Annotated in this window: 19 protein-coding genes; 8 read left to right on the top strand and 11 right to left on the bottom strand. The window is 42.8% G+C overall.

Translation table 11 applies throughout. The features are described from left to right. Nucleotides 1-63: 63 nt before the first annotated feature. Nucleotides 64-585, bottom strand: a complete 522-nt coding sequence (locus JMX93_RS12130) for an RNA pyrophosphohydrolase (protein WP_193012079.1) — start codon at nucleotides 583-585, stop codon at nucleotides 64-66. Nucleotides 586-1,103: 518 nt separating this feature from the next. Between JMX93_RS12130 and JMX93_RS12125 the strand changes: the two genes are divergently transcribed. Both JMX93_RS12125 and JMX93_RS12120 read left to right on the top strand, forming a co-directional pair. Continuing rightward, nucleotides 1,104-1,517 (top strand): OsmC family protein, encoded by a 414-nt coding sequence (locus JMX93_RS12125; protein ID WP_499204863.1) that lies wholly within the window; start codon nucleotides 1,104-1,106, stop codon nucleotides 1,515-1,517. A gap of 14 nt (nucleotides 1,518-1,531) precedes the next feature. After that, nucleotides 1,532-1,957 carry an MAPEG family protein gene (locus JMX93_RS12120; protein WP_198332641.1) on the top strand — a complete coding sequence of 142 codons (426 nt, stop codon included), beginning with the start codon at nucleotides 1,532-1,534 and terminating at the stop codon, nucleotides 1,955-1,957. Nucleotides 1,958-2,002: 45 nt separating this feature from the next. Here JMX93_RS12120 and JMX93_RS12115 read toward each other — a convergent pair whose 3' ends face one another. The 7 genes from JMX93_RS12115 to JMX93_RS12085 all read right to left on the bottom strand — a co-directional run bounded on the left by JMX93_RS12115 (nucleotide 2,003) and on the right by JMX93_RS12085 (nucleotide 8,449). Next, nucleotides 2,003-3,025 carry a tRNA dihydrouridine synthase gene (locus JMX93_RS12115; RefSeq protein ID WP_499204862.1) on the bottom strand — a complete coding sequence of 341 codons (1,023 nt, stop codon included), beginning with the start codon at nucleotides 3,023-3,025 and terminating at the stop codon, nucleotides 2,003-2,005. A gap of 103 nt (nucleotides 3,026-3,128) precedes the next feature. Next, entirely contained in the window at nucleotides 3,129-4,628 is a 1,500-nt protein-coding gene (locus JMX93_RS12110; RefSeq protein WP_198332643.1) for a UvrD-helicase domain-containing protein, read from the bottom strand. A gap of 218 nt (nucleotides 4,629-4,846) precedes the next feature. Continuing rightward, entirely contained in the window at nucleotides 4,847-5,731 is an 885-nt protein-coding gene (gene tatC, locus JMX93_RS12105; protein WP_499204861.1) for a twin-arginine translocase subunit TatC, read from the bottom strand. After that, nucleotides 5,731-6,426 carry a Sec-independent protein translocase protein TatB gene (gene tatB, locus JMX93_RS12100; protein ID WP_499204860.1) on the bottom strand — a complete coding sequence of 232 codons (696 nt, stop codon included), beginning with the start codon at nucleotides 6,424-6,426 and terminating at the stop codon, nucleotides 5,731-5,733. Before tatB ends, tatC begins: the two co-directional genes overlap by 1 nt. Before the next feature lie 26 nt (nucleotides 6,427-6,452). Further along, entirely contained in the window at nucleotides 6,453-6,695 is a 243-nt protein-coding gene (gene tatA / locus JMX93_RS12095) for a Sec-independent protein translocase subunit TatA (protein ID WP_198332646.1), read from the bottom strand. 188 nt (nucleotides 6,696-6,883) lie between these two features. After that, entirely contained in the window at nucleotides 6,884-7,726 is an 843-nt protein-coding gene (gene hisIE / locus JMX93_RS12090) for a bifunctional phosphoribosyl-AMP cyclohydrolase/phosphoribosyl-ATP diphosphatase HisIE (protein WP_193012096.1), read from the bottom strand. 279 nt (nucleotides 7,727-8,005) lie between these two features. Beyond that, nucleotides 8,006-8,449: an acyl-CoA thioesterase family protein gene (locus tag JMX93_RS12085; protein ID WP_499204859.1), complete on the bottom strand. Its 444-nt coding sequence runs from the start codon at nucleotides 8,447-8,449 to the stop codon at nucleotides 8,006-8,008. 436 nt (nucleotides 8,450-8,885) lie between these two features. Here JMX93_RS12085 and rpmI point away from each other — a divergent pair, with 436 nt between their 5' ends. The 5 genes from rpmI to JMX93_RS12060 all read left to right on the top strand — a co-directional run bounded on the left by rpmI (nucleotide 8,886) and on the right by JMX93_RS12060 (nucleotide 14,034). Continuing rightward, nucleotides 8,886-9,083: a 50S ribosomal protein L35 gene (gene rpmI / locus JMX93_RS12080; protein ID WP_011514608.1), complete on the top strand. Its 198-nt coding sequence runs from the start codon at nucleotides 8,886-8,888 to the stop codon at nucleotides 9,081-9,083. A gap of 150 nt (nucleotides 9,084-9,233) precedes the next feature. Continuing rightward, the gene (gene rplT, locus JMX93_RS12075) at nucleotides 9,234-9,590 is read left to right on the top strand and encodes a 50S ribosomal protein L20 (RefSeq protein ID WP_011281252.1); all 357 of its coding nucleotides are present in this window, start codon (nucleotides 9,234-9,236) and stop codon (nucleotides 9,588-9,590) included. Between the two features lie 355 nt (nucleotides 9,591-9,945). Beyond that, on the top strand, nucleotides 9,946-11,001 hold the full coding sequence (gene pheS / locus JMX93_RS12070; protein ID WP_198332649.1) for a phenylalanine--tRNA ligase subunit alpha: 1,056 nt from the start codon (nucleotides 9,946-9,948) through the stop codon (nucleotides 10,999-11,001). Nucleotides 11,002-11,083: 82 nt separating this feature from the next. Further along, entirely contained in the window at nucleotides 11,084-13,486 is a 2,403-nt protein-coding gene (pheT, locus tag JMX93_RS12065) for a phenylalanine--tRNA ligase subunit beta (RefSeq protein WP_499204858.1), read from the top strand. Nucleotides 13,487-13,734: 248 nt separating this feature from the next. Then, nucleotides 13,735-14,034 (top strand): integration host factor subunit alpha, encoded by a 300-nt coding sequence (locus tag JMX93_RS12060; RefSeq protein ID WP_193012104.1) that lies wholly within the window; start codon nucleotides 13,735-13,737, stop codon nucleotides 14,032-14,034. A gap of 225 nt (nucleotides 14,035-14,259) precedes the next feature. On the opposite strand, the gene JMX93_RS12055 is transcribed toward JMX93_RS12060, so the two are convergent. Next, nucleotides 14,260-14,616 carry a hypothetical protein gene (locus JMX93_RS12055; protein WP_443510734.1) on the bottom strand — a complete coding sequence of 119 codons (357 nt, stop codon included), beginning with the start codon at nucleotides 14,614-14,616 and terminating at the stop codon, nucleotides 14,260-14,262. Between the two features lie 521 nt (nucleotides 14,617-15,137). Here JMX93_RS12055 and ypfJ point away from each other — a divergent pair. Beyond that, nucleotides 15,138-16,028 carry a KPN_02809 family neutral zinc metallopeptidase gene (gene ypfJ / locus JMX93_RS12050; protein ID WP_443215508.1) on the top strand — a complete coding sequence of 297 codons (891 nt, stop codon included), beginning with the start codon at nucleotides 15,138-15,140 and terminating at the stop codon, nucleotides 16,026-16,028. Nucleotides 16,029-16,215: 187 nt separating this feature from the next. On the opposite strand, the gene JMX93_RS12045 is transcribed toward ypfJ, so the two are convergent. Together JMX93_RS12045 and rho are read right to left on the bottom strand one after the other, a co-directional pair. After that, nucleotides 16,216-16,455, bottom strand: a complete 240-nt coding sequence (locus JMX93_RS12045) for a YMGG-like glycine zipper-containing protein (protein WP_055125335.1) — start codon at nucleotides 16,453-16,455, stop codon at nucleotides 16,216-16,218. Nucleotides 16,456-17,101: 646 nt separating this feature from the next. Beyond that, nucleotides 17,102-18,370 (bottom strand): transcription termination factor Rho, encoded by a 1,269-nt coding sequence (gene rho, locus JMX93_RS12040; RefSeq protein WP_055125334.1) that lies wholly within the window; start codon nucleotides 18,368-18,370, stop codon nucleotides 17,102-17,104. Nucleotides 18,371-18,864: the final 494 nt, after the last annotated feature.

Here is an 18,864-nt window from a genome sequence, read left to right as displayed (position 1 = left end):
CATTTGATACAGGCTTTTTTGTATATTATGTGAGAAGACAAAATCATAAGTCGGATGTAGAGGTTAGGACTGGATTAAATGATTGTCTTGTTCAGGAAGAATAAGCTCTTGCTTTAGTGGCAATTCACGCACCAGCTCTTGCAAGGCACGGCGGTATACCCCACGTTTAAAGTGAATCACTTGTCCGAGTGGATACCAGTAACTGACCCATTGCCAATGATCAAATTCTGGTTTGCCCTCATCAAAGCGGATATGTTGAGTGTTCGTCTCATCTAAGCGTAGCAAAAACCATTTCTGTTTTTGTCCGATACACAAAGGGTGCTGTCCATGTCGCACATAGCGTTTTGGCAGACGATAACGCAACCAATCTTGCGTCACTGCCAATAAGTCTACATGACGCGGATGCAGGCCGACCTCTTCCCAGAGCTCGCGATACATCGCATCCATCGGCGTCTCCCCACGGTCGATACCGCCTTGTGGGAACTGCCAAGCGTTGTGACCAATACGTTTTGCCCACAGAACCTGCCCTTGTGTATTTGCCAAGATGATGCCGACATTGGCGCGAAAGCCGTCTGCATCTATCATGATTAAACCTTTTTAATTTATTTAAAATAGCTTATTTCAACCTAAAACCATGTCAATAATCATAATTATTATAGGGTGATTGTTGTCGATATCAGGTTAAAATAAGATTCATTACCGTTATTAAACCAAGAAACAAGCAAAATGTGTAACAGTATTTTGCTATAAAATGTTTCACGAGCTTAACTGTTTAAAATCAACCAGTTATAATTAAACTTTTGTAAGATTTTTGGGGGCTTTATTACAAAGATAGGTTTTAATAATAAGAGGATAGGTAGGAATAATAAAAAGTAGGCGGACGTATGAATGTTAATTCACTTCTAAGAAAATTTTAGTAAAAAGGTCTAATTAGAAATAAGGCTGCAAAAGACAAATACATGAGCTATTCATAATAATAATGATTTTGGATGACAAGGGCTCGATAAAATGTGCCATTGGCTTATGCTACACTAGCCAAGTAAAACATATTGTCAGAAAATAAAAATTGGGCAACGAGCTAATTAAAATAAGGAATGGTCAAGATGTCAGAGTCAAAAGCAAGTGTAACGTGGCAAGAAAACAAAGCATTTATGGGCGTGTCACCATCAGGGCATAATGTACAGATCGATGCCGATAAAGAAAAAGGCGCAAGTCCGATGGAGCTGATTCTATTGGGGCTTGGTGGTTGTGCTAGCTACGATGTGGTAGCGATTTTACAAAAATCGCGCCAAGAGGTGACAGACGTGCGTTGCGAGTTGACCGCTCAGCGTGCTGAAACTGTACCAGCTGTCTATACTGATATACATATGCATTTTGTGGTGACAGGTCAAGATGTCAAAGAAAGCCAAGTAGAGAAGGCAATAAAGCTGTCCGCAGAAAAATACTGCTCGGCCAGTAGAATGTTGGTACAAGGTGGGGTGAAAGTCACCCATGATTTCGAAGTGATTGCAGGGTAGGGGCAAGTATACTAATGAATGCACTTCTGGAATTAGTCTCTGATACCGCAGCGTCCGCAATTTGGGCGATGGTCGCAGCAAGTTTACTACCGCTTGCCATGGCATTGACAGCGAAAGCTATTGGCGGCTTTAATTTGGCTGACAATGCCCATCCACGTGATTTTTTACAAGGTACGACGGGCGCGGCCGCACGTGCTAACGCTGCCCAGCAAAACAGCTATGAGACGTTGCCAATATTTTTGGCAGCAGTACTGACGGCAATGCTGTTCTTCGTACCACAATCGATTATTAATATACTGGCTTGGTTGTACGTGCTGATTCGTATCGGTTTTTGCGTGGCTTATATTACTAATTTGGCGACGTTTCGCTCCATACTTTGGGTGTTATCGATTGCTTGTTGTTTGATGTTATTCTATTTAGCGATTAGAGTGAGTATTTAATATTATTCGTTAGACAGATTGGCTTTAAGATAAAAGCAGCTATTATTAGCGCACACTGGCTTGCAGTGCACTAATGATAGCTGCTTTATTTTTTTCTCGTTTCATGCCATCCCATAATACTTTCGCTTCGCCATAGCCTTTGGTGAGCATCGCTAACCACTGCTTGTAACGACCAACCAATATAACTTCAGTTTTAGCCTGACCTTCCAAAAATTTAATTTGATGCGTGACCATCGCTTTCCACGACAACGTTGCCGCACTTAGCATGGCATCATCTGAACCGCAATCCACACGAGCAATCAAATCGGGACGCGTAACCGCGCCGCGACCTAACATCAAATGTTCTGTACCTGCTTGTACCATACAATTTTGCGCGTGCTCTACGTTCCATATTTCGCCATTGGCAATGACTGGAATATCGAGCGCATTAAAACGTTGGATTTTGTCCCAATAGGCTGGCGGCTTATAGCCTTGGGTCTTTGTCCGTGCATGAATAGTCAGCCAATCAGCACCACTGTCGTCAATCGCGCCACGAATATCATCCATACGACTGGTATCGGTGTAACCTAAACGAATTTTGGCTGAGACTGGAATATGAGCGGGAACAGCTTGCCGCACCGCGTTGATAATTTGATACATGGTTTCGGGTTCATCCAATAATACTGAGCCACCACGGTGGCTATTGACCGTCTTGGCAGGACAACCAAAGTTGATGTCAATCGCCGGCGCACCAAGCTCACAGGCGTATGCGGCATTTTCTGCCATGAGTTGCGCTTCACTACCGAGCAACTGGACATGAATAGGCGTGCCACAGGCAGTCTTAGCATCATGATGCAATTCTGGAACGTATTTATAAAATACATGCGCAGGCAAGACATGCTGGGTCACACGGATAAATTCGCTAACCGACCAATCATAAGGGCGACCCAAGTCTGATGCAATTTGCGTGAGGATTTGCCGCATTAAGGGATCGGTCAAACCTTCCATTGGTGCAAGGAGGCGGACGGGATTGGCGAATAACTGACGGATGGTATTTTGACGTATTTGAAGTTGCTGATTAGTATTCATGCTTATTGTTCACTGCTAAAAGGGTGCTATTAAAGGTTGCCATAAAGAAAGGTAGGTTAGAGGTTTAGAGTGGCAAATACAAAGAGTGATTAACTGAAGAAAATTATGTATTACCAAAAATCACTTTTTTGCCCGTCTGCAAGCCTGATATCAAGTCTTTAATATTATGGATGTCCAAATTGCTCTGGGCACGTGTGCAAGCGACGTAGAGCAAGCGCAACTCTTCAGGGCTTATCTTGACCGCATTGGTCGTCACATCATAATAGAAATCATCATCGAGCTGTACCTTTCCCCATTCAAGCCCTTTCGCCTTATGGGCAGTAGAGATAACATAGTCAGCATTTTCGATACTGGTGAGACTATTGACCGCTTGGCTCAGGACATTGGTGCCATGATCATCGACCAACTTGACCAGTGTTTTTAGATCACTGCCTTCATTGGTTTCAGAATACTCTTGCACATCACCCCAATTATAAAAATACGCCAGTTCGGGTACGCCGTACGCCGACTTACCGTTTTTTAAATTTTCGGCTGCCTGACAGAATTTAAGCATACGATCGGTATCCGCTTGTAGTGCCACACGGTGACCGAGCTTCAAACCTGTTAGCAATTGCGACATTGCTGCCGCATTGGTGCGACAAAGGATGGCATCTTTTTTACTATGTACCATGCCTTTATCGGTAGAAGATTGCTTATTCGGATTGCCTTTTAACGGGACATCTTCTTGCAATGCTTTGAGTAAGGTATTGGCAATTTCAGCAATCGGTTCGCCAAAACGAAACGACTGGGTCAATAAGGTTTGTGGCAATGGCAATTTTTTCATTGCATTGACCGCGCCGCGCCATTCATAAATCTGCTGATGCGCATCGCCCACATAGATGACCTGCCGTGGCTGCTGGGTCAAAATCCCCATCATTAAAGGATCGGCATCTTGGGCTTCATCAAATAAGATAAAGTCCGCGGGAATACTGGGTTTAGACAATGCCCACAGTTTGAGGTAAATATCATGCCCAATACCCGCAGGATGACGCGCATCGATCGACTGTAGCCAGCGCTGCTCAACGGCAGGGTAGAGCATTTCACGCAATTGCTCAGCATCTGACTCATCGAGCCAGCTGGGAAACAATATATGTCTGGGTGCAGGATAACTGGCATGCGTACTACAAAAATTGCTGACGGCATCACTGACAAAACGCGATAATCGTGCTGGCGTAAGGGTAATATATTTGTTTATACCATCCATTTGCCGACGTACTTGGACGGGCTGCAAACCCAAATCATCACCCAGACGTTTGGGTGAAAAACGCGGCAACGACAGCTTAGCAGTGATATCACGGGCGACATGCCGATAAGCAAGTGAGTGAAAAGTACGACACTCTACATGCGGTGGAAATTTTGAGCGTGCATCATTGGCAATCGCTTTGTTAAAGGCTAAATATAAGCCGCGTCCACGCAAACGCTCACCAATCAGTTTTAAGGTCGTCGTCTTACCAGCACCCGCATAAGCCACCACTTTAAATGACTTGTGATCCATCGCCATGTTGAGCGCGCTCAGCTGCTCATCAGTGGGATCGCTCATATAAGCTGGCATAGATGCGGACATAAAAAATTACCTAAAAGAGTAAGACGGGTCAAAAATGACGGAGGTAAAAAAAGCCACTGCATAGACAATGGCTGACTCGTCATATGAAATTGCAAAATACTTGCAAGCACACATGACAATAATAAAAAAACTGATAGAAAATAAAGATGGAAATAAGCAGGTTATATTAACAGATTAGCGCGTTGGCTGTTTTTGGAATAAGTGTCTGACAAGTGATGCTATTCTTTATTTAACCCTATATCGCTTGCTAAGGTAGGATTGCGCTCTTCTTTAATTAAAATTTTTGCTAAAAATAATCCTAGCTCAAACAACAACCACATCGGAACGGCGAGCATCAACATCGATACCCCATCAGGGGGTGTAACGACCGCAGCAACGGCAAAACAGCCGACGATAATATAACGGCGTTTATCTTCTAAGCTCTGAATGGAGACGACACCAGTCAATATCAATAGCAAGGTGACGACTGGAATCTCAAAAGTTAAACCAAAGACCATAAAGAGTTTGAGTGCAAAACTTAAATAACTGTCGATGTCAGTCATCGGCAAGACGTTCTGCGGCGCGAACATAATAAAGAATTTTAGAACCCCTTTAAGGACAATAAAATAAGAGAAAGCCACACCCGCATAAAATAGAAATATAGAAGACATCAAAACGGGAATCGCGATTTTTTTCTCTTTTTTATATAAACCGGGTGCGACAAACGACCAGATTTGATAAAGAATATAGGGCATTGCAAAGAATGCTGCGACAAAAACAGTCAGGCGTATCGGTGCCATAAAGTTGGAGGTGATATCCGTCGCGATCATCGTTGAGTTGGCAGGCAACTGGGCAACCAATGGGTCGGATAAAAAGTCATAGAGCTCGCGTGAAAATCCGACCAATGCTAAGAATATGACCAGTACGGCAACGCATATCTTAATCAGATGACGACGTAGCTCAATCAAATGCTCGGTAATCGGCATATCGCCCAGTGAGCTTAGGATATCACCAGAGTCGTCAGTATTGCTGTCGACATTACCATCAATGGTAGCTGTTGAGGTATCGATATCTGAATCCGCGACTTTTTCTTGACGGCTTTTTTTACGTTTAAATAAGCCCACTAATTACTCTCCTGCTTATTAACAGAAGCCTGTTTAGGTAAAGGACTGTCTAGATGGCTGTTTAGTAAGATATCGGCTTTATAATTTGGTAAGTAGGGCGGTTGCGGCAAACGACGCGCTTTATCATAAGCACCAAGACGAAACCACATATTTTCCCACGGTCTAGTTGTGATGGTTTGAATCACTTGATTGGCGTTATCACTAAAGTCAGTTTTTAGACTGTCGTTATCACCTTGTGCCGGTGACTGCTCAGAGCTTTCTGATTTTTCATCCTGCCTATTACTATCGTAGGCGTAGTCAAAGGCTTTTGGCCTCACTGGTCGATTATCATCATTCTCACTACTGCCTTGGCTACTTTGTCTAGGCTTATTGTCATCGATTGGGGCACGTGATGATTTTAGATGCTGGTTTTGCGAGGATTCAAACTCTTGCATACTGCCGCGCATCTCCGCCATCTCGCGCCTCATATCTGCTTCAGTCTGGCGAATTTTGGCAAGCTCTTTTTGCATAAGCTGGCGGGTCTCTGCCAAATCAAGCTCAGCTTCGATTTCAGATTGCAGGGTGGATACCGTGCGGCGAATTTTGGCATACCATTGCCCAGCTGTACGCGCTGCCTGTGGCAGTTTTTCTGGGCCCAAGACGATTAGGGCAATAACGCCAAAGAGGAGTAGTTCAGAAAATCCGATATCAAACATAATGTTCCGATGTCACTGTCTAGATGCTATACATTATGCTTGTCATCAACCTTAGTGGTTGTTGGGCGCTCTTCAGTGTGTGCGTTGCCATCATGATCGAGCACCACCTGCTTTTTAGCATGCTCAGTATTTTCGTCTTTGACCGCTTCTTTGAAGCCTTTGACTGCACCGCCCAAATCTTTGCCAGCATTTCTGAGTTTTGAAGTGCCAAACACGACAACGACAACGACCAATAGTATCAGCCAATGTGTAATAGAAAAACTACCCATAGAGGTATCCTTGTGTCTTGGTTTTCAGTCTTTGTACGCCTACTTTGGGTTTATCGAATATCGTTATACCCAATAAAAAGCCTCGACATACAATGCGAAGTGAAACAGAGCTATATTATAACCTGCACTTGTGACAAAAAGGTGAAAGCAACAATAATCAAACAGGGCAATTGGTAGGCTTATAAAAACTATCTAGCAGCTTTTTCATCGATACCTGATAACCCAAAACGTCTTCCTAGCTCATTTAACACCGCATCCGACTCTATATCGAACCACGCCAGTCCAACCAATGTATGAAACCAGACATCGGCCACCTCATAGATGAGCTCATGACGAGCATCATCGTATTGGGCTTTGTTTTTATTTTCGTCGCAATTGGCAAAATCTTTGGCGGCGATGATGCTTTCAGTACTTTCTTCGCCCACTTTCTCTAAGATTTTATTCAAACCCTTTGCGTATAAGCTGGCTACATAAGAGCTGTCGGCATCAGCGAGTTTACGTTCTGCCAATACACCGTCAAGCTGTTGCAAAATAGAGCGATTAGTAGTGTCATTGGTATTGGCATCTGAAGGGATTACATCGTGAGCCTGCGTCTCATTAGTTTTAGGAGTGGCTTTTTCTGCATCGCTTGAATGATAAATATCAGCAGGATCTTTTAATACCTTATCGACGGTTTGCCATTCAGGCGTTTGACCAGATAAATCTAAACGCTGATAAAAGCAAGACTCGCGACCAGTATGGCAGGCGATACCGCCAGCCTGAGTGACACTAAGGACAATCACGTCTGCATCGCAGTCCAAGCGAATATCATGTACGGTCTGAGTATGACCTGACGACTCGCCTTTATGCCATAATTTAGCACGTGAGCGCGAAAAATAAACCGCTGTCTGCGTTTGCGCGGTCAATTGTAGTGCTTCGGCGTTCATCCAAGCCATCATCAAGATACGCCCAGACTTATGATCTTGAGCAATTGCAGGAATCAAACCATCATCATTAAATTTTATGGCAGCCAGCCAAGCAGGTAACGTCATAATATATCTGTCTTCTTATTTATATAGAAATCAAAGGGTAATAAAGGAATCGTAACTGATTCTATCTATGGTCTGAGTAAAAAAGCGATTGGCGTTAGGGCTTGTCCTCCATTCAATCGATTATCCTCTAAATGGGCTAAAAATGGCTAAATTTTGCCAAACATCCTCAAATAGCTTATCAATATCTCGATATTATTTGCGCTACTTTCCTTGTTTGACGGCAATTTATCTCATTTTTATCACCATTTTTAAAATGAAGACCCGCCCTAATCATCAATATTAAATCCTGTATAGATGTGGGTATAGAGCTTCTTTCATCGTTTTATCAAGTGCAATCGACTTATTGAGGCGAAAGTCATAGTTGACAAAATGCTGCCGCGCTTTGGCTACGGTTTCACCAGTATACATCCGTGTAACTTTTATCACTATATTGCCGCCATTATCATATATTGGCTCAACGCCTACTTCAAATAATAGCTCTTCGCGCGCCCGTATGCGACTGACAATAATCAGCTGTAACTCATCGATAATTAAACCGTGATAATCTGCATCGATCTCTTTAATGCCTTTAGAGTAAAAAAATCTCTGTCGCGCCTCACATAACAATGCCGTCAATGATTCGAGTGTCAGGTATTGAGCCATATCAAGCTCAATATGACGCACGCGCATCACTGTTTCAAAGACAAATATGTTGTTATCAAGGTCTAATTCTTTTTTTGACACGTTATCTCCTAGATTGATTGCAGTCTATGAGTTCTGCTAATCATGGTGTAGGTTGGTAGCGTCATAATCGTTGTAACCGTATGATATACGCTCGATAAGTGTGATCAATAGCCTTGTCTTATGAGCACGAAGCTTATACTAAGGTTCAGTCTCTACTTAAGCACAGCTTAAGCTGACATTCAATCTATTTGGTGGTAAATCCGTAGTTTTATGAGTGTTTTGACTAAAATATTTATAAATCGGCTCATACTCGTTATCCACTGTCATGCCTACCAGGTTAGGAGTAAAAGTTTCCTTGGCAAAACAGCGCAGTATCTGCTAAAATACCGCCTCCCACCTCGAGGCAAATAGAGGTTTGGTGCCTGTTTTTACAGCCACTAATCATTATTGACTATTTGACGACCAGGTTCTAAAACAGAAAAAGAGGCAAATCATCATGAAAAATAAGATGAAAACCAGAAGCGGTGCAGCTAAACGCTTCAAAAAAACAGCGAACGGCTTTAAGCGTAAGCAAGCATTCAAAAGCCATATTTTGACCAAGAAATCACCTAAGCGTATTCGCCAGTTGCGTGGTCTTAAGTTGGTGCACAAGTCTGACGAAGCAGCAGTTCGTCGCATGTGCCCATACATCTAGTAGGCTATCGTCATTTATCTTTAATTAAGCGCTGTTTAATTAATAGCTATTGAATTAAAAATATATGACTTTGCAATTTGATAACGATGTCTATTATCCGATGACATCGTGATTCGTTTAATAATGATTAAAAATATCTTGGAGTAATTTATGGCCCGTGTAAAACGTGGTGTACAGGCGAATCGTCGTCACAAAAAAATCCTAAAACGCGCAAAAGGCTACTACGGTGCCCGTTCACGTGTTTACCGCGTAGCGGTACAGGCAGTGACCAAAGCTGGTCAATATGCTTATCGTGACCGTCGCAACAAAAAACGTACTTTCCGTCGTCTTTGGATTGCACGTATCAATGCTGGTGCACGCTTAAACGGCTTAAGCTATAGCCGCTTTATCAATGGCATGAAAAAAGCTAACATTGCAATCGATCGTCGCGTACTTGCTGACATCGCTATGCATGATGCAGCGACTTTCACAGCGTTGGTCGAAAAAGCTAAAGCGGAACTAGCATAAATATTAACCTTCCTAATTAGGTACGCTGCTTTTTAAGTCGTTATTGATAAGTAGTTATCTACATGGATAGGAATAATATTGATTAATAGTACGATATTAATAAAAGCTACCGCTGGTCGGTGGCTTTTTTTATATCACATTATCTTAATACCTAATGTTACAGCATTTTTTTAGCACCAGAGCTAAATATACTTTGTTGTGATAGCTTTTATCATCGTCTAAATATTCAAGCCATTCATATCACTAGCCTGTATTTGAAAATGATTGGGTAAATGGTTTGCAATATTTGGACAAACCCCTACAATTACCAATCACTATTATTAATAGTCCGTTTAAATCAGGAAGAATGCATCTTATGACTACCCCTGCTGCTACCACCGATTTGTCGGCGCTACCGACCTTGTCCACAGAGCTAAGCGAGCTTAGTGAAGCTCAGCTAAATGAGTTGGCCAGTGCCGCTGAAGCCTTGATTTTACAAGTAACCGATTTGCGTGCGTTGCAAGATTTGCGTGTGCAATTGACCGGTAAAAAGAGCCCATTAACTGGCTGGTCAAAGCAGATGGGTAAACTCAGTAGCGACGATAAAAAAACCTACGGCGGCTGGTTACATCAAGTCCGTAGCCGTATTCAAGAGGCATTGACGGCGCAGCAGCAGCAGCTAGAAGTCGCCGAGTTAAATGCCAAGCTTGCAAGTGAGAGCATTGATATCACTTTGCCTGCTCGCGGTGGTCAAAAAGGTCACTTACATCCCGTGACGATGATTACCCAGCGTATGCAGCAGTATTTTATACAAGCTGGTTTCAACGTTGCTACTGGTCCTGAAGTTGAGAGCGATTACTATAACTTTGAAGCGCTCAATATTCCGTCGCATCATCCAGCACGTGCGATGCATGATACATTCTATTTTGATGCGCATTATTTACTGCGTACACATACCAGCCCAGTGCAAATTCGCACCATGGAAAAGAATGAGCCGCCGATTCGTATTATTTGCCCAGGCCGTGTCTATCGCAATGACTCGGATCAAACGCATTCGCCGATGTTTCATCAGCTAGAAGGGCTTATGGTCACAGAGTCGAGCACTTTTGCAGAGCTAAAAGGCTTGATTAGTGAGTTCTTAGAAGCGTTTTTCGCCAAAGAATTAACCGTGCGTTTCCGCCCGTCATTTTTCCCGTTTACCGAGCCTTCTGCTGAAGTCGATATCCTTGATGATAATGGCAAATGGCTTGAAGTCATGGGCTGCGGTATGGTGCATCCACAAGTGCTAACCAACTGCGGTATTGATGCAGAAAAATATACTGGCTTTGCTTTTGGTATGGGTATTGAGCGCTTTGCGATGCTGTATTACGGTATTGATGATTTGCGCCTATTTTTCCAAAACGACGTACGCTTCTTAAAACAGTTTGGCTAGCGTTTCCTTTGTTAATATGACAGGTTAATACGTCACCCTTTATACTAAAATCTTTATTATAAAATTCTGATCCGAGATATTTATGAAAATTAGCGAACAGTGGCTACGTCAATGGGTAAATCCCAACAATACCAGTGAGCAATTGGCCGAACAGCTGACCATGGCTGGGCTAGAGATTGACGATCGCTTTGCGGTCGCCCGTGCCTTTAGCGGTGTGGTCGTCGGTGAAGTCATCAGCGTCGAGCAACATCCAGATGCTGATAAGCTACGCGTCACACAGGTAAATATCGGTGGAGCTGAGCCGTTACAAATCGTTTGCGGTGCACCCAATGTGACTGTTGGTATGAAAGCACCTGTTGCCACCGTTGGTGCCGTTTTGCCCAGCGATGACTCAAAAGGCTTTAAAATTAAAAATGGCAACCTACGTGGTGTCGCTTCTAATGGCATGCTTTGCGGTGCGTCAGAAATTGATTTAACTGACAGCATTGATGGTCTGCTTGAGCTGCCAGCTGATGCGCCAATCGGCATGGATATCCGTGAATATTTAGGCTTAGACAACCAGATATTGGATATTTCTATCACGCCAAACCGCGGTGATTGCTTTAGTGTGCGTGGTATTGCCCGCGAGATATCAGTGATTAATGATTTACCAATGCAGCCACCTGAGATTCCTGCCAATGTAGCAGGTGCTGATACTCCTACGCCAGCTGTAACAGTCAGTGCAGTTGAAGCGTGTCCACGTTATTTACTACAATCAATCAGTAACATTGATCGTAGTGTCGACACCCCAAAGTGGATGCAAGATGCGCTAGTTCAATCAGGACTACGCTCGCATAACTTTTTGGTTGATGTAACCAACTATGTATTGATGGAATTGGGTCAACCGCTACATGCTTTTGATGCCGATACCATTGTTGGCGATATCGTTGTGCGTTTGGCACAGCCTGAAGAAACGATTACTTTATTGAATGAGCAAACCATTACTTTAACTGGTGATGAATTGGTCATTGCTGATGATAAAGGCGCACTTGCACTTGCCGGAATCATGGGTGGTCAGCGTAGTAGTGTCACTGATAGCACGACCAATATTATTGTAGAGAGTGCTTTCTTTAGCCAGCTTGCTATTGCCGCTCGCGCACGCCGTTTTGGTTTGCATACCGATGCCTCACAACGCTTTGAGCGTGGGGTAGACTTTGAGCTACCAGAGCTGGCACTGGCACGTGCTGTTGATTTGATTACCAGTGTTACTGGTGGGCAAGCCGGACAAATAGTGAAAGCGGAAAGCAGTGAGTATTTACCAGCCCGTGCACCGATCACCTTGCCAATCACTAAAGTTCGTGATGTCATCGGTATTGAGATTGATCCGTCAGAGATGGTGCGTATCTTAACCCAATTGGGCTTTGAGGTAGAGCAACAAGCGGATAGCCTGATTTGCACGCCGCCATCTTATCGCTTTGACATGAGTATCAAAGAAGATTTGATTGAAGAAATTGCGCGTATCTATGGCTATGACAATATCCCAAGCGTATTGCCGCATTTGCAAGTCAGCATGGATTATGACGATACGGCGGACTTGACGCATGAGATGAAGCTGGCGCTGGTCGATAATGGCTATATGGAAGCGATTAGCTTTAGCTTTAGTGATGCAAAAATAGAAGCCTTGCTTGATGATAAAGCCTTAGGAGAAGTGTTGGCATTGGCCAATCCTATCTCTAGCGACTTAGCCGTGATGCGTCGTACTTTGCTATCAAGCTTATTGCCTTGCGTACAATACAACCTCAATCGACAGCAGCCACGCGTACGTTTCTTTGAGACTGGTCTAAGCTTTGTTGGTCAGAGTATTAGTGACTTAGTACAAACGCCTAGTATTGCGTTGGTAGCAGTCGGTGATGTTTGGGACGAGCAAGCGTATCAAAATCGTGCGTTAGACTTTTATGATCTTAAGCATGATATTGAGCAGTTATTACCTGCGCAAGTGGATAGCGCTCGTATTCGCTATGAGCGTAGTGGCCTTGCCTTCTTGCATCCGGGTCAAAGTGCCAAGCTCTATATTGATGATGAGTATGTCGGTTGGTTGGGTCAATTGCATCCTAACACGGCTAAGCAGTTAGATTTGCCAGCTACGTGGGTTGCTCAATTATCACTTGCGCCGCTATTGACACTTGCTCGTGAGCAGCATGCTATCACTACGCCAAGCAAATTCCCGCAAGTACGCCGTGATATTGCCATTTTAGTAGACAGTGAGATCAGCTTACAGACATTAGAGTCGACGATACGCGCGGCAGCTGGTGAGCTATTGGCTGATCTCTGGCTGTTTGATGTGTATCAAGGCGACAACGTACCAGCTGGCCAGCGTTCTTTAGCTTTTGCTCTGATATGGCAAGATAATGCACAAACGCTATCTGATGAAGCGATTAAAACCGCGACTGACAAAGTGGTACAAGCGTTAACGGAGCAGCATGCTGCAAAGTTGCGTGACAGCTAACATATAGCTTTTATCATAGACCATGCTCTGTAGCCTCACTCTTAAAGAGACTATGGGGCATTGCTATTTGTAAGAATTATGATTTTATAAAAGTTTTTTCCATAAAAATAGTTAAGTGGTTATTAATAAAGGATTTTAAAGCAGTCTTTGTTAAAAAGTGGCCAGAAAACCTTTATAATAACTGACATTAACTCTCATACCGCTAAACCATGATATTCGACATCACGACATAGCATAGGAGTCGTACTGTGAGCACCTTAACCAAATCTGACATGATTGAGCATTTGATGAATCATCTTGACCTAACACGTCAAGAAGGCCGCTGTTTGGTAGAGAATTTCTTCGATGAGTTGTCAGAGAGTTTGATTGATGGCAAAGAGGTCAAGCTTTCAGGCTTTGGCAACTTCGAGCTTAAAGACAAAAATAGCCGTCCAGGCCGTAACCCTAAGACGGGAGAGCCTGTTGCGGTATCTGCACGCCGTGTGGTGACCTTCAAAACAGGGCAAAAATTCCGTCAACAAGTTGATGAGCGTTTATTTGACGAGTAGTATTAATTATTGACCGTACAAGACTGACCATATAAAGGTTTCATGACTTCATGATGGTTTTTTAAGTTTTCTATTTGTTGTCAATCTAGGATTGGTTGTCTATGTTTGACAAGAAGTATTAAATATCATAAATGACCATGAACGATGATAAATGACACGCACAAAAAAAGAGAGCTTAGGCTCTCTTTTTTTTACTACAGTACTTTCATCATATAAACGATAAAATTACTGAGCTGGTTCTTCAACAACTACAACTTCGTCAGCTGCATCAACAGCAGGAGTTTCGCTAGCTACGTCTACGCTAGTAGTAGTACCGTCTACAGGAACTTCAGCGTCGATTTCGTCAGTAGCAGTAGCAACTTGAGCATCAGCGATGTCAGCTTCAGCTTCAGCAACAGCAGCGTCAGCATCAGCAGTTACTTCGCCTTCAGCAGCAGCTTGATCTAGCTCTTGTGAAGCGTCTTGCACTTCTTCTTGCGCGTCAGATAAATCTTCAGCAGCGTTTTCTTTGTTGCTGTCACAGGCAGTTAGGCCCATAGTTGCAGTCATGATACCAGCTAGAGCAAGTAATTTAAGTTTCATATGGTTTTCTCCGGGAAAATGAAATGATCAGCAGCAGCAAAAAAGGTTGAAAGCTGAGATTTCTCAGAATTCAACTAGTCTTAGTTACAGCTACTCAGCTTTCACGCATTCTATAGGTTTTCTATGTAAATAGAAATAGGCTGTACAATTAAGTAACAATAAAATTGTAAATAGTGTTTTACATCGCTTATTTATTATAATTTTTAATACAACGAGCCAAATTAATAGACGTATAATCAATGACATCAACCTATTTTAGTGGTTTTTCGATGTCTTGATTTCTACTATGCTTTTTAAGGATCTATTGTAACTATTTAGGGGTTTAATCGTGATTAAAGGGATTCATTAGCGCGATATTAAGCGTCTAGTAAAGTAGTGGGTTGTCAAAAATACTTTGGGATTACTTACTTGTTAGCAATCAGATTTGGTCCCAGAAATAAAGAATGAAGATAAAAATTACACTATATAAATAATCATCAATACGAATGGCAGTATATATCGTATGTTTGAGGAATGACACTATGAAATGGCAAGGTAGACGCGGCAGTTCCAATGTACGCACTAGCAGTGGTGGCGGTAAAATGATAGGCGGTGGTATCGGTGGTATTATTATTGCTGGTATTTTATGGCTGGTATTTGGGGTAAACCCAATGACGGCTTTACAGACTGGTCAAGTAGTAGCAGGCGGTGGCAATAGCAGTGCCTCTACCGAACCTGCGACAAGTAATGATCGGGATACGCAGTTTGTAAAAGTAGTATTGGCTGATACTGAAGAAGTTTGGCATCAGATATTTAAAGAAGCAGGCAGTACTTATCAGGAGCCATCATTAATTCTTTTTAATGGACAAGTTACCTCAGCATGCGGCAGTGCTAGCTCCGCAACGGGTCCGTTTTATTGCCCGGGCGATCAGACAGTTTATCTAGACAAATCTTTCTTTGTAGAAATGCGCCAAAATCTTGGTATAACTGGTGATAAGCAAGGCTCTGGTGACCAAGATAATCAAGGTAAAGCGGGTGATTTTGCGCAAGCTTATGTTATCGCGCACGAAGTAGGGCACCACGTGCAGACTTTGTTAGGCATCAGTCAGCAAGTTAATGAAGCCAGCCGTCAAGTCACCCGCGCAGAAGCCAATAAACTGTCTGTACTGCAAGAGCTACAGGCAGATTGTTTTGCTGGAGTTTGGGCACAGCGCAACCAAGAGCGTGTACAGTTTTTGGAACCAGGAGATATCGACGAAGCCATCAATGCCGCTGGTCAAATCGGTGATGATCGTTTAGCGCGAGCTAGCGGTGGGGCAGTCGTACCGGATAATTTCACTCACGGCACCAGTCAGCAGCGTGTTCAGTGGTTCACTCGCGGTTTGGAAAGTGGCAATGTACAGTCTTGTGATACTTTTAGTGGGGCACTATAGTCAATATCGCTATAATAATTTTAGTGCTGTAAATATCGTCTAAAAATGCAATCCAACAAAAAGCCTGCAATATCGATTGCAGGCTTTTTATATTTTAGGGCGTTTTAAACAAATCCAATGGGTTTAAAATACCCACATTTGAAATGCTTAAACAGGCTCTAATCAGCAACAAATAATCGTTTAATGACTATCTGCTGTTGTTAAGGATATAAGCACCAGCGCCGCCCACTGCAGCACCACCAAGTGCGCCACGAGCGATGTCTTTGCTATCGCCGCCACTTCTAATAAGGGCACCAGCAGCAGCGCCAGCAGCAGCACCTTTAGCAGTGTTACTTAGACCACTATTGTATCCGTTAGTTGCACAGCCACCCATGATAAGGGCAGAGCTAGTAAGGGCAGTCATTGCGATAGTTTTAGCAAATTTCATAGTATCACCTGTTAGGTTATCAAGTTAGTTTATCAAAATAAAAATACGATATTTTTATTGCCGCTCATATTAATAACAATAAATAAATGGTATCAAAGCATTTGGGCAATTATCTTAGAATAATCTATTGTGCTACCGCAAGACATATTAAGGTCTGCATTAGTAAGGATTACATTAAGTAGGTTAAATATCTCAAAACTCCGACTACTATCAATACGTGATAGCAGAGTATATCTATACTGGCTCCTATACTAACCTATCTAACATTGCTAGGCGTAGTAAAAGCGCTAAGCTTTGCAAATAGCCTGTAAAGGATGTTTCTCTACTGTATCGTTGGTAGGGGTTTTGCTTAGGGTTATTGTATTTATATTGATAGTAGGCTAACTGTTTTTAATAAACGTACTTTTGGTGTTTAATAGTTAGTGCTTAGTGCTTAGTGCTTAGTGCTTAGTGCTTAGTGCTTAGTGCTTAGTGCTTAGTGCTTAGTGCTTAGTGCTTAGTGCTTATCCTCATTTTTATGAGCATTTTTAAATTGAGGACATGCCTGAGCATATACAAAAACGAATACAAAAATACCGCACGAGTGCGGTATTTTCTATTTAGGTCGAATAGCTATTGAGCATGTTAAAGCGGCACGGAATTAGAACTAGTTCTGTGATTTACGTTTCATTTGCTCAAAGAATTCATCATTGGTTTTCGCTTCTTTTAAGCGATCCAGTAAGAATTCAGTGGCTTGTACGCCATCCATCGGCTGTAGTAGCTTACGCAAAATCCAGACTTTACGCAGCTTATCTTCGTCCAATAAACGCTCTTCACGGCGTGTACCAGATTTTTTGATATTGATCGCAGGGAAGACACGTTTTTCGGCCAAGTCGCGTTCAAGCGTAATTTCTTGGTTACCCGTACCTTTGAACTCTTCAAAGATAACGCTGTCCATTTTACTACCCGTATCGATAAGAGCACTGGCGATAATGGTCAAACTACCGCCTTCTTCGACATTACGTGCCGCACCGAAGAAACGCTTCGGACGCTCAAGGGCATTGGCATCCAAACCACCGGTCAACACTTTACCCGACGATGGAATAACCGTGTTATAAGCACGTGCTAAACGAGTAATCGAATCCAGTAAAATTACCACGTCTTGCTTATGCTCGACCAAACGTTTGGCTTTTTCGATGACCATTTCAGCGACTTGTACATGACGCTGTGGCGGCTCATCAAAGGTTGATGCAACCACTTCACCGCGTACCGTACGTACCATCTCGGTGACTTCTTCTGGACGCTCGTCAATCAGTAATACGATCAGATAGCACTCAGGATTATTACGGGTAATCGATTGTGCGATGGTTTGTAGCAGCATCGTTTTACCGGCTTTTGGCGGTGCGACGATGATAGAACGCTGACCTTTACCAATCGGAGCGATTAGGTCGATGATACGACCAGTCAGATCCTCAGTAGTTCCATTACCAAGCTCAAGTTTTAAATGCTCAGTTGGAAATAGGGGTGTCAGGTTCTCAAAGATAAGCTTATGACGTGAACGATCTGGGGTGTCAAAGTTGATTTCACCAACTTTTAATAACGCAAAATAACGCTCAGAATCTTTTGGTGGGCGAATCGTACCAGCGATACTGTCACCCGTCTTGAGGCTAAAGCGGCGAATTTGGCTAGGGCTGACATAAATGTCATCAGGACCGGCTAAATATGAGCCTTCTGATGAGCGCAAAAAGCCAAAACCATCCGGAAGAACCTCAAGTACGCCGTCACCATAAATGGCTTCACCGTTACGCGCATGGGTTTTTAGGATGGCAAAGATGATGTCTTGTTTACGGCTACGTGCCATATTATCAAGACCCATTTCTTTGGCGATGGCCAATAGCTCAGCGATTGATTTTTTCTTTAATTCAGTAAGATTCATAGATAGGTCATTAGCAATTGATCAGATGAGAGATGCCATTAGCAGCACAAGTCACGACAGTGATTAAAACAACGATAGTGTGGCGATAGAGGGTGCGTGCACAGAGCTGGATTTATGTAGTTTGGATGTTACGTGTCAGCTTATATACGAATTGCATTCGTTTATGCAAGGTAATAAGAAATAAGGATAAAGAAGGCTACATAAGAGTCTGCGTCAAAAACTCAATATCAGTAATTGTGTTCAGTCATTTCGTTCAGCAATGGTGTTTATAACGACGATTGTGTTTTTGTTGATAAACACGAGGAGAATAGCGATAAGACACTTAAGAAAACCGTTAGTTTTCTGTTGTCAGCAGACTATACGGTTTTCATAATAGTATTGTCAATAAATTTTGCCAAAAAAGTTGTCTAATTGAGTTTTTTGCATAAAAAACAAGCAAAAAAGCCATTATCTACGTGAGATAATGGCTTCTTCGACAGTGTTACCGTCTTTTT

The organism is Psychrobacter muriicola 2pS (assembly GCF_904846535.1).
Lineage (GTDB): Bacteria > Pseudomonadota > Gammaproteobacteria > Pseudomonadales > Moraxellaceae > Psychrobacter > Psychrobacter aquimaris.
This window is presented reverse-complemented; position numbering and strand designations above follow the sequence as displayed.

Bases quoted from the DNA above. Each gene is read 5' to 3' on its own strand.
- JMX93_RS12130 (WP_193012079.1), bottom strand. From the start codon at position 585: ATGATAGATGCAGACGGCTTTCGCGCCAATGTCGGCATCATCTTGGCA.
- JMX93_RS12125 (WP_499204863.1), top strand. From the start codon at position 1,104: ATGTCAGAGTCAAAAGCAAGTGTAACGTGGCAAGAAAACAAAGCATTT.
- JMX93_RS12120 (WP_198332641.1), top strand. From the start codon at position 1,532: ATGAATGCACTTCTGGAATTAGTCTCTGATACCGCAGCGTCCGCAATT.
- JMX93_RS12115 (WP_499204862.1), bottom strand. From the start codon at position 3,025: ATGAATACTAATCAGCAACTTCAAATACGTCAAAATACCATCCGTCAG.
- JMX93_RS12110 (WP_198332643.1), bottom strand. From the start codon at position 4,628: ATGTCCGCATCTATGCCAGCTTATATGAGCGATCCCACTGATGAGCAG.
- tatB (WP_499204860.1), bottom strand. From the start codon at position 6,426: ATGTTTGATATCGGATTTTCTGAACTACTCCTCTTTGGCGTTATTGCC.
- tatA (WP_198332646.1), bottom strand. From the start codon at position 6,695: ATGGGTAGTTTTTCTATTACACATTGGCTGATACTATTGGTCGTTGTC.
- hisIE (WP_193012096.1), bottom strand. From the start codon at position 7,726: ATGACGTTACCTGCTTGGCTGGCTGCCATAAAATTTAATGATGATGGT.
- rpmI (WP_011514608.1), top strand. From the start codon at position 8,886: ATGAAAAATAAGATGAAAACCAGAAGCGGTGCAGCTAAACGCTTCAAA.
- rplT (WP_011281252.1), top strand. From the start codon at position 9,234: ATGGCCCGTGTAAAACGTGGTGTACAGGCGAATCGTCGTCACAAAAAA.
- pheS (WP_198332649.1), top strand. From the start codon at position 9,946: ATGACTACCCCTGCTGCTACCACCGATTTGTCGGCGCTACCGACCTTG.
- pheT (WP_499204858.1), top strand. From the start codon at position 11,084: ATGAAAATTAGCGAACAGTGGCTACGTCAATGGGTAAATCCCAACAAT.
- JMX93_RS12055 (WP_443510734.1), bottom strand. From the start codon at position 14,616: ATGAAACTTAAATTACTTGCTCTAGCTGGTATCATGACTGCAACTATG.
- ypfJ (WP_443215508.1), top strand. From the start codon at position 15,138: ATGAAATGGCAAGGTAGACGCGGCAGTTCCAATGTACGCACTAGCAGT.
- JMX93_RS12045 (WP_055125335.1), bottom strand. From the start codon at position 16,455: ATGAAATTTGCTAAAACTATCGCAATGACTGCCCTTACTAGCTCTGCC.
- rho (WP_055125334.1), bottom strand. From the start codon at position 18,370: ATGAATCTTACTGAATTAAAGAAAAAATCAATCGCTGAGCTATTGGCC.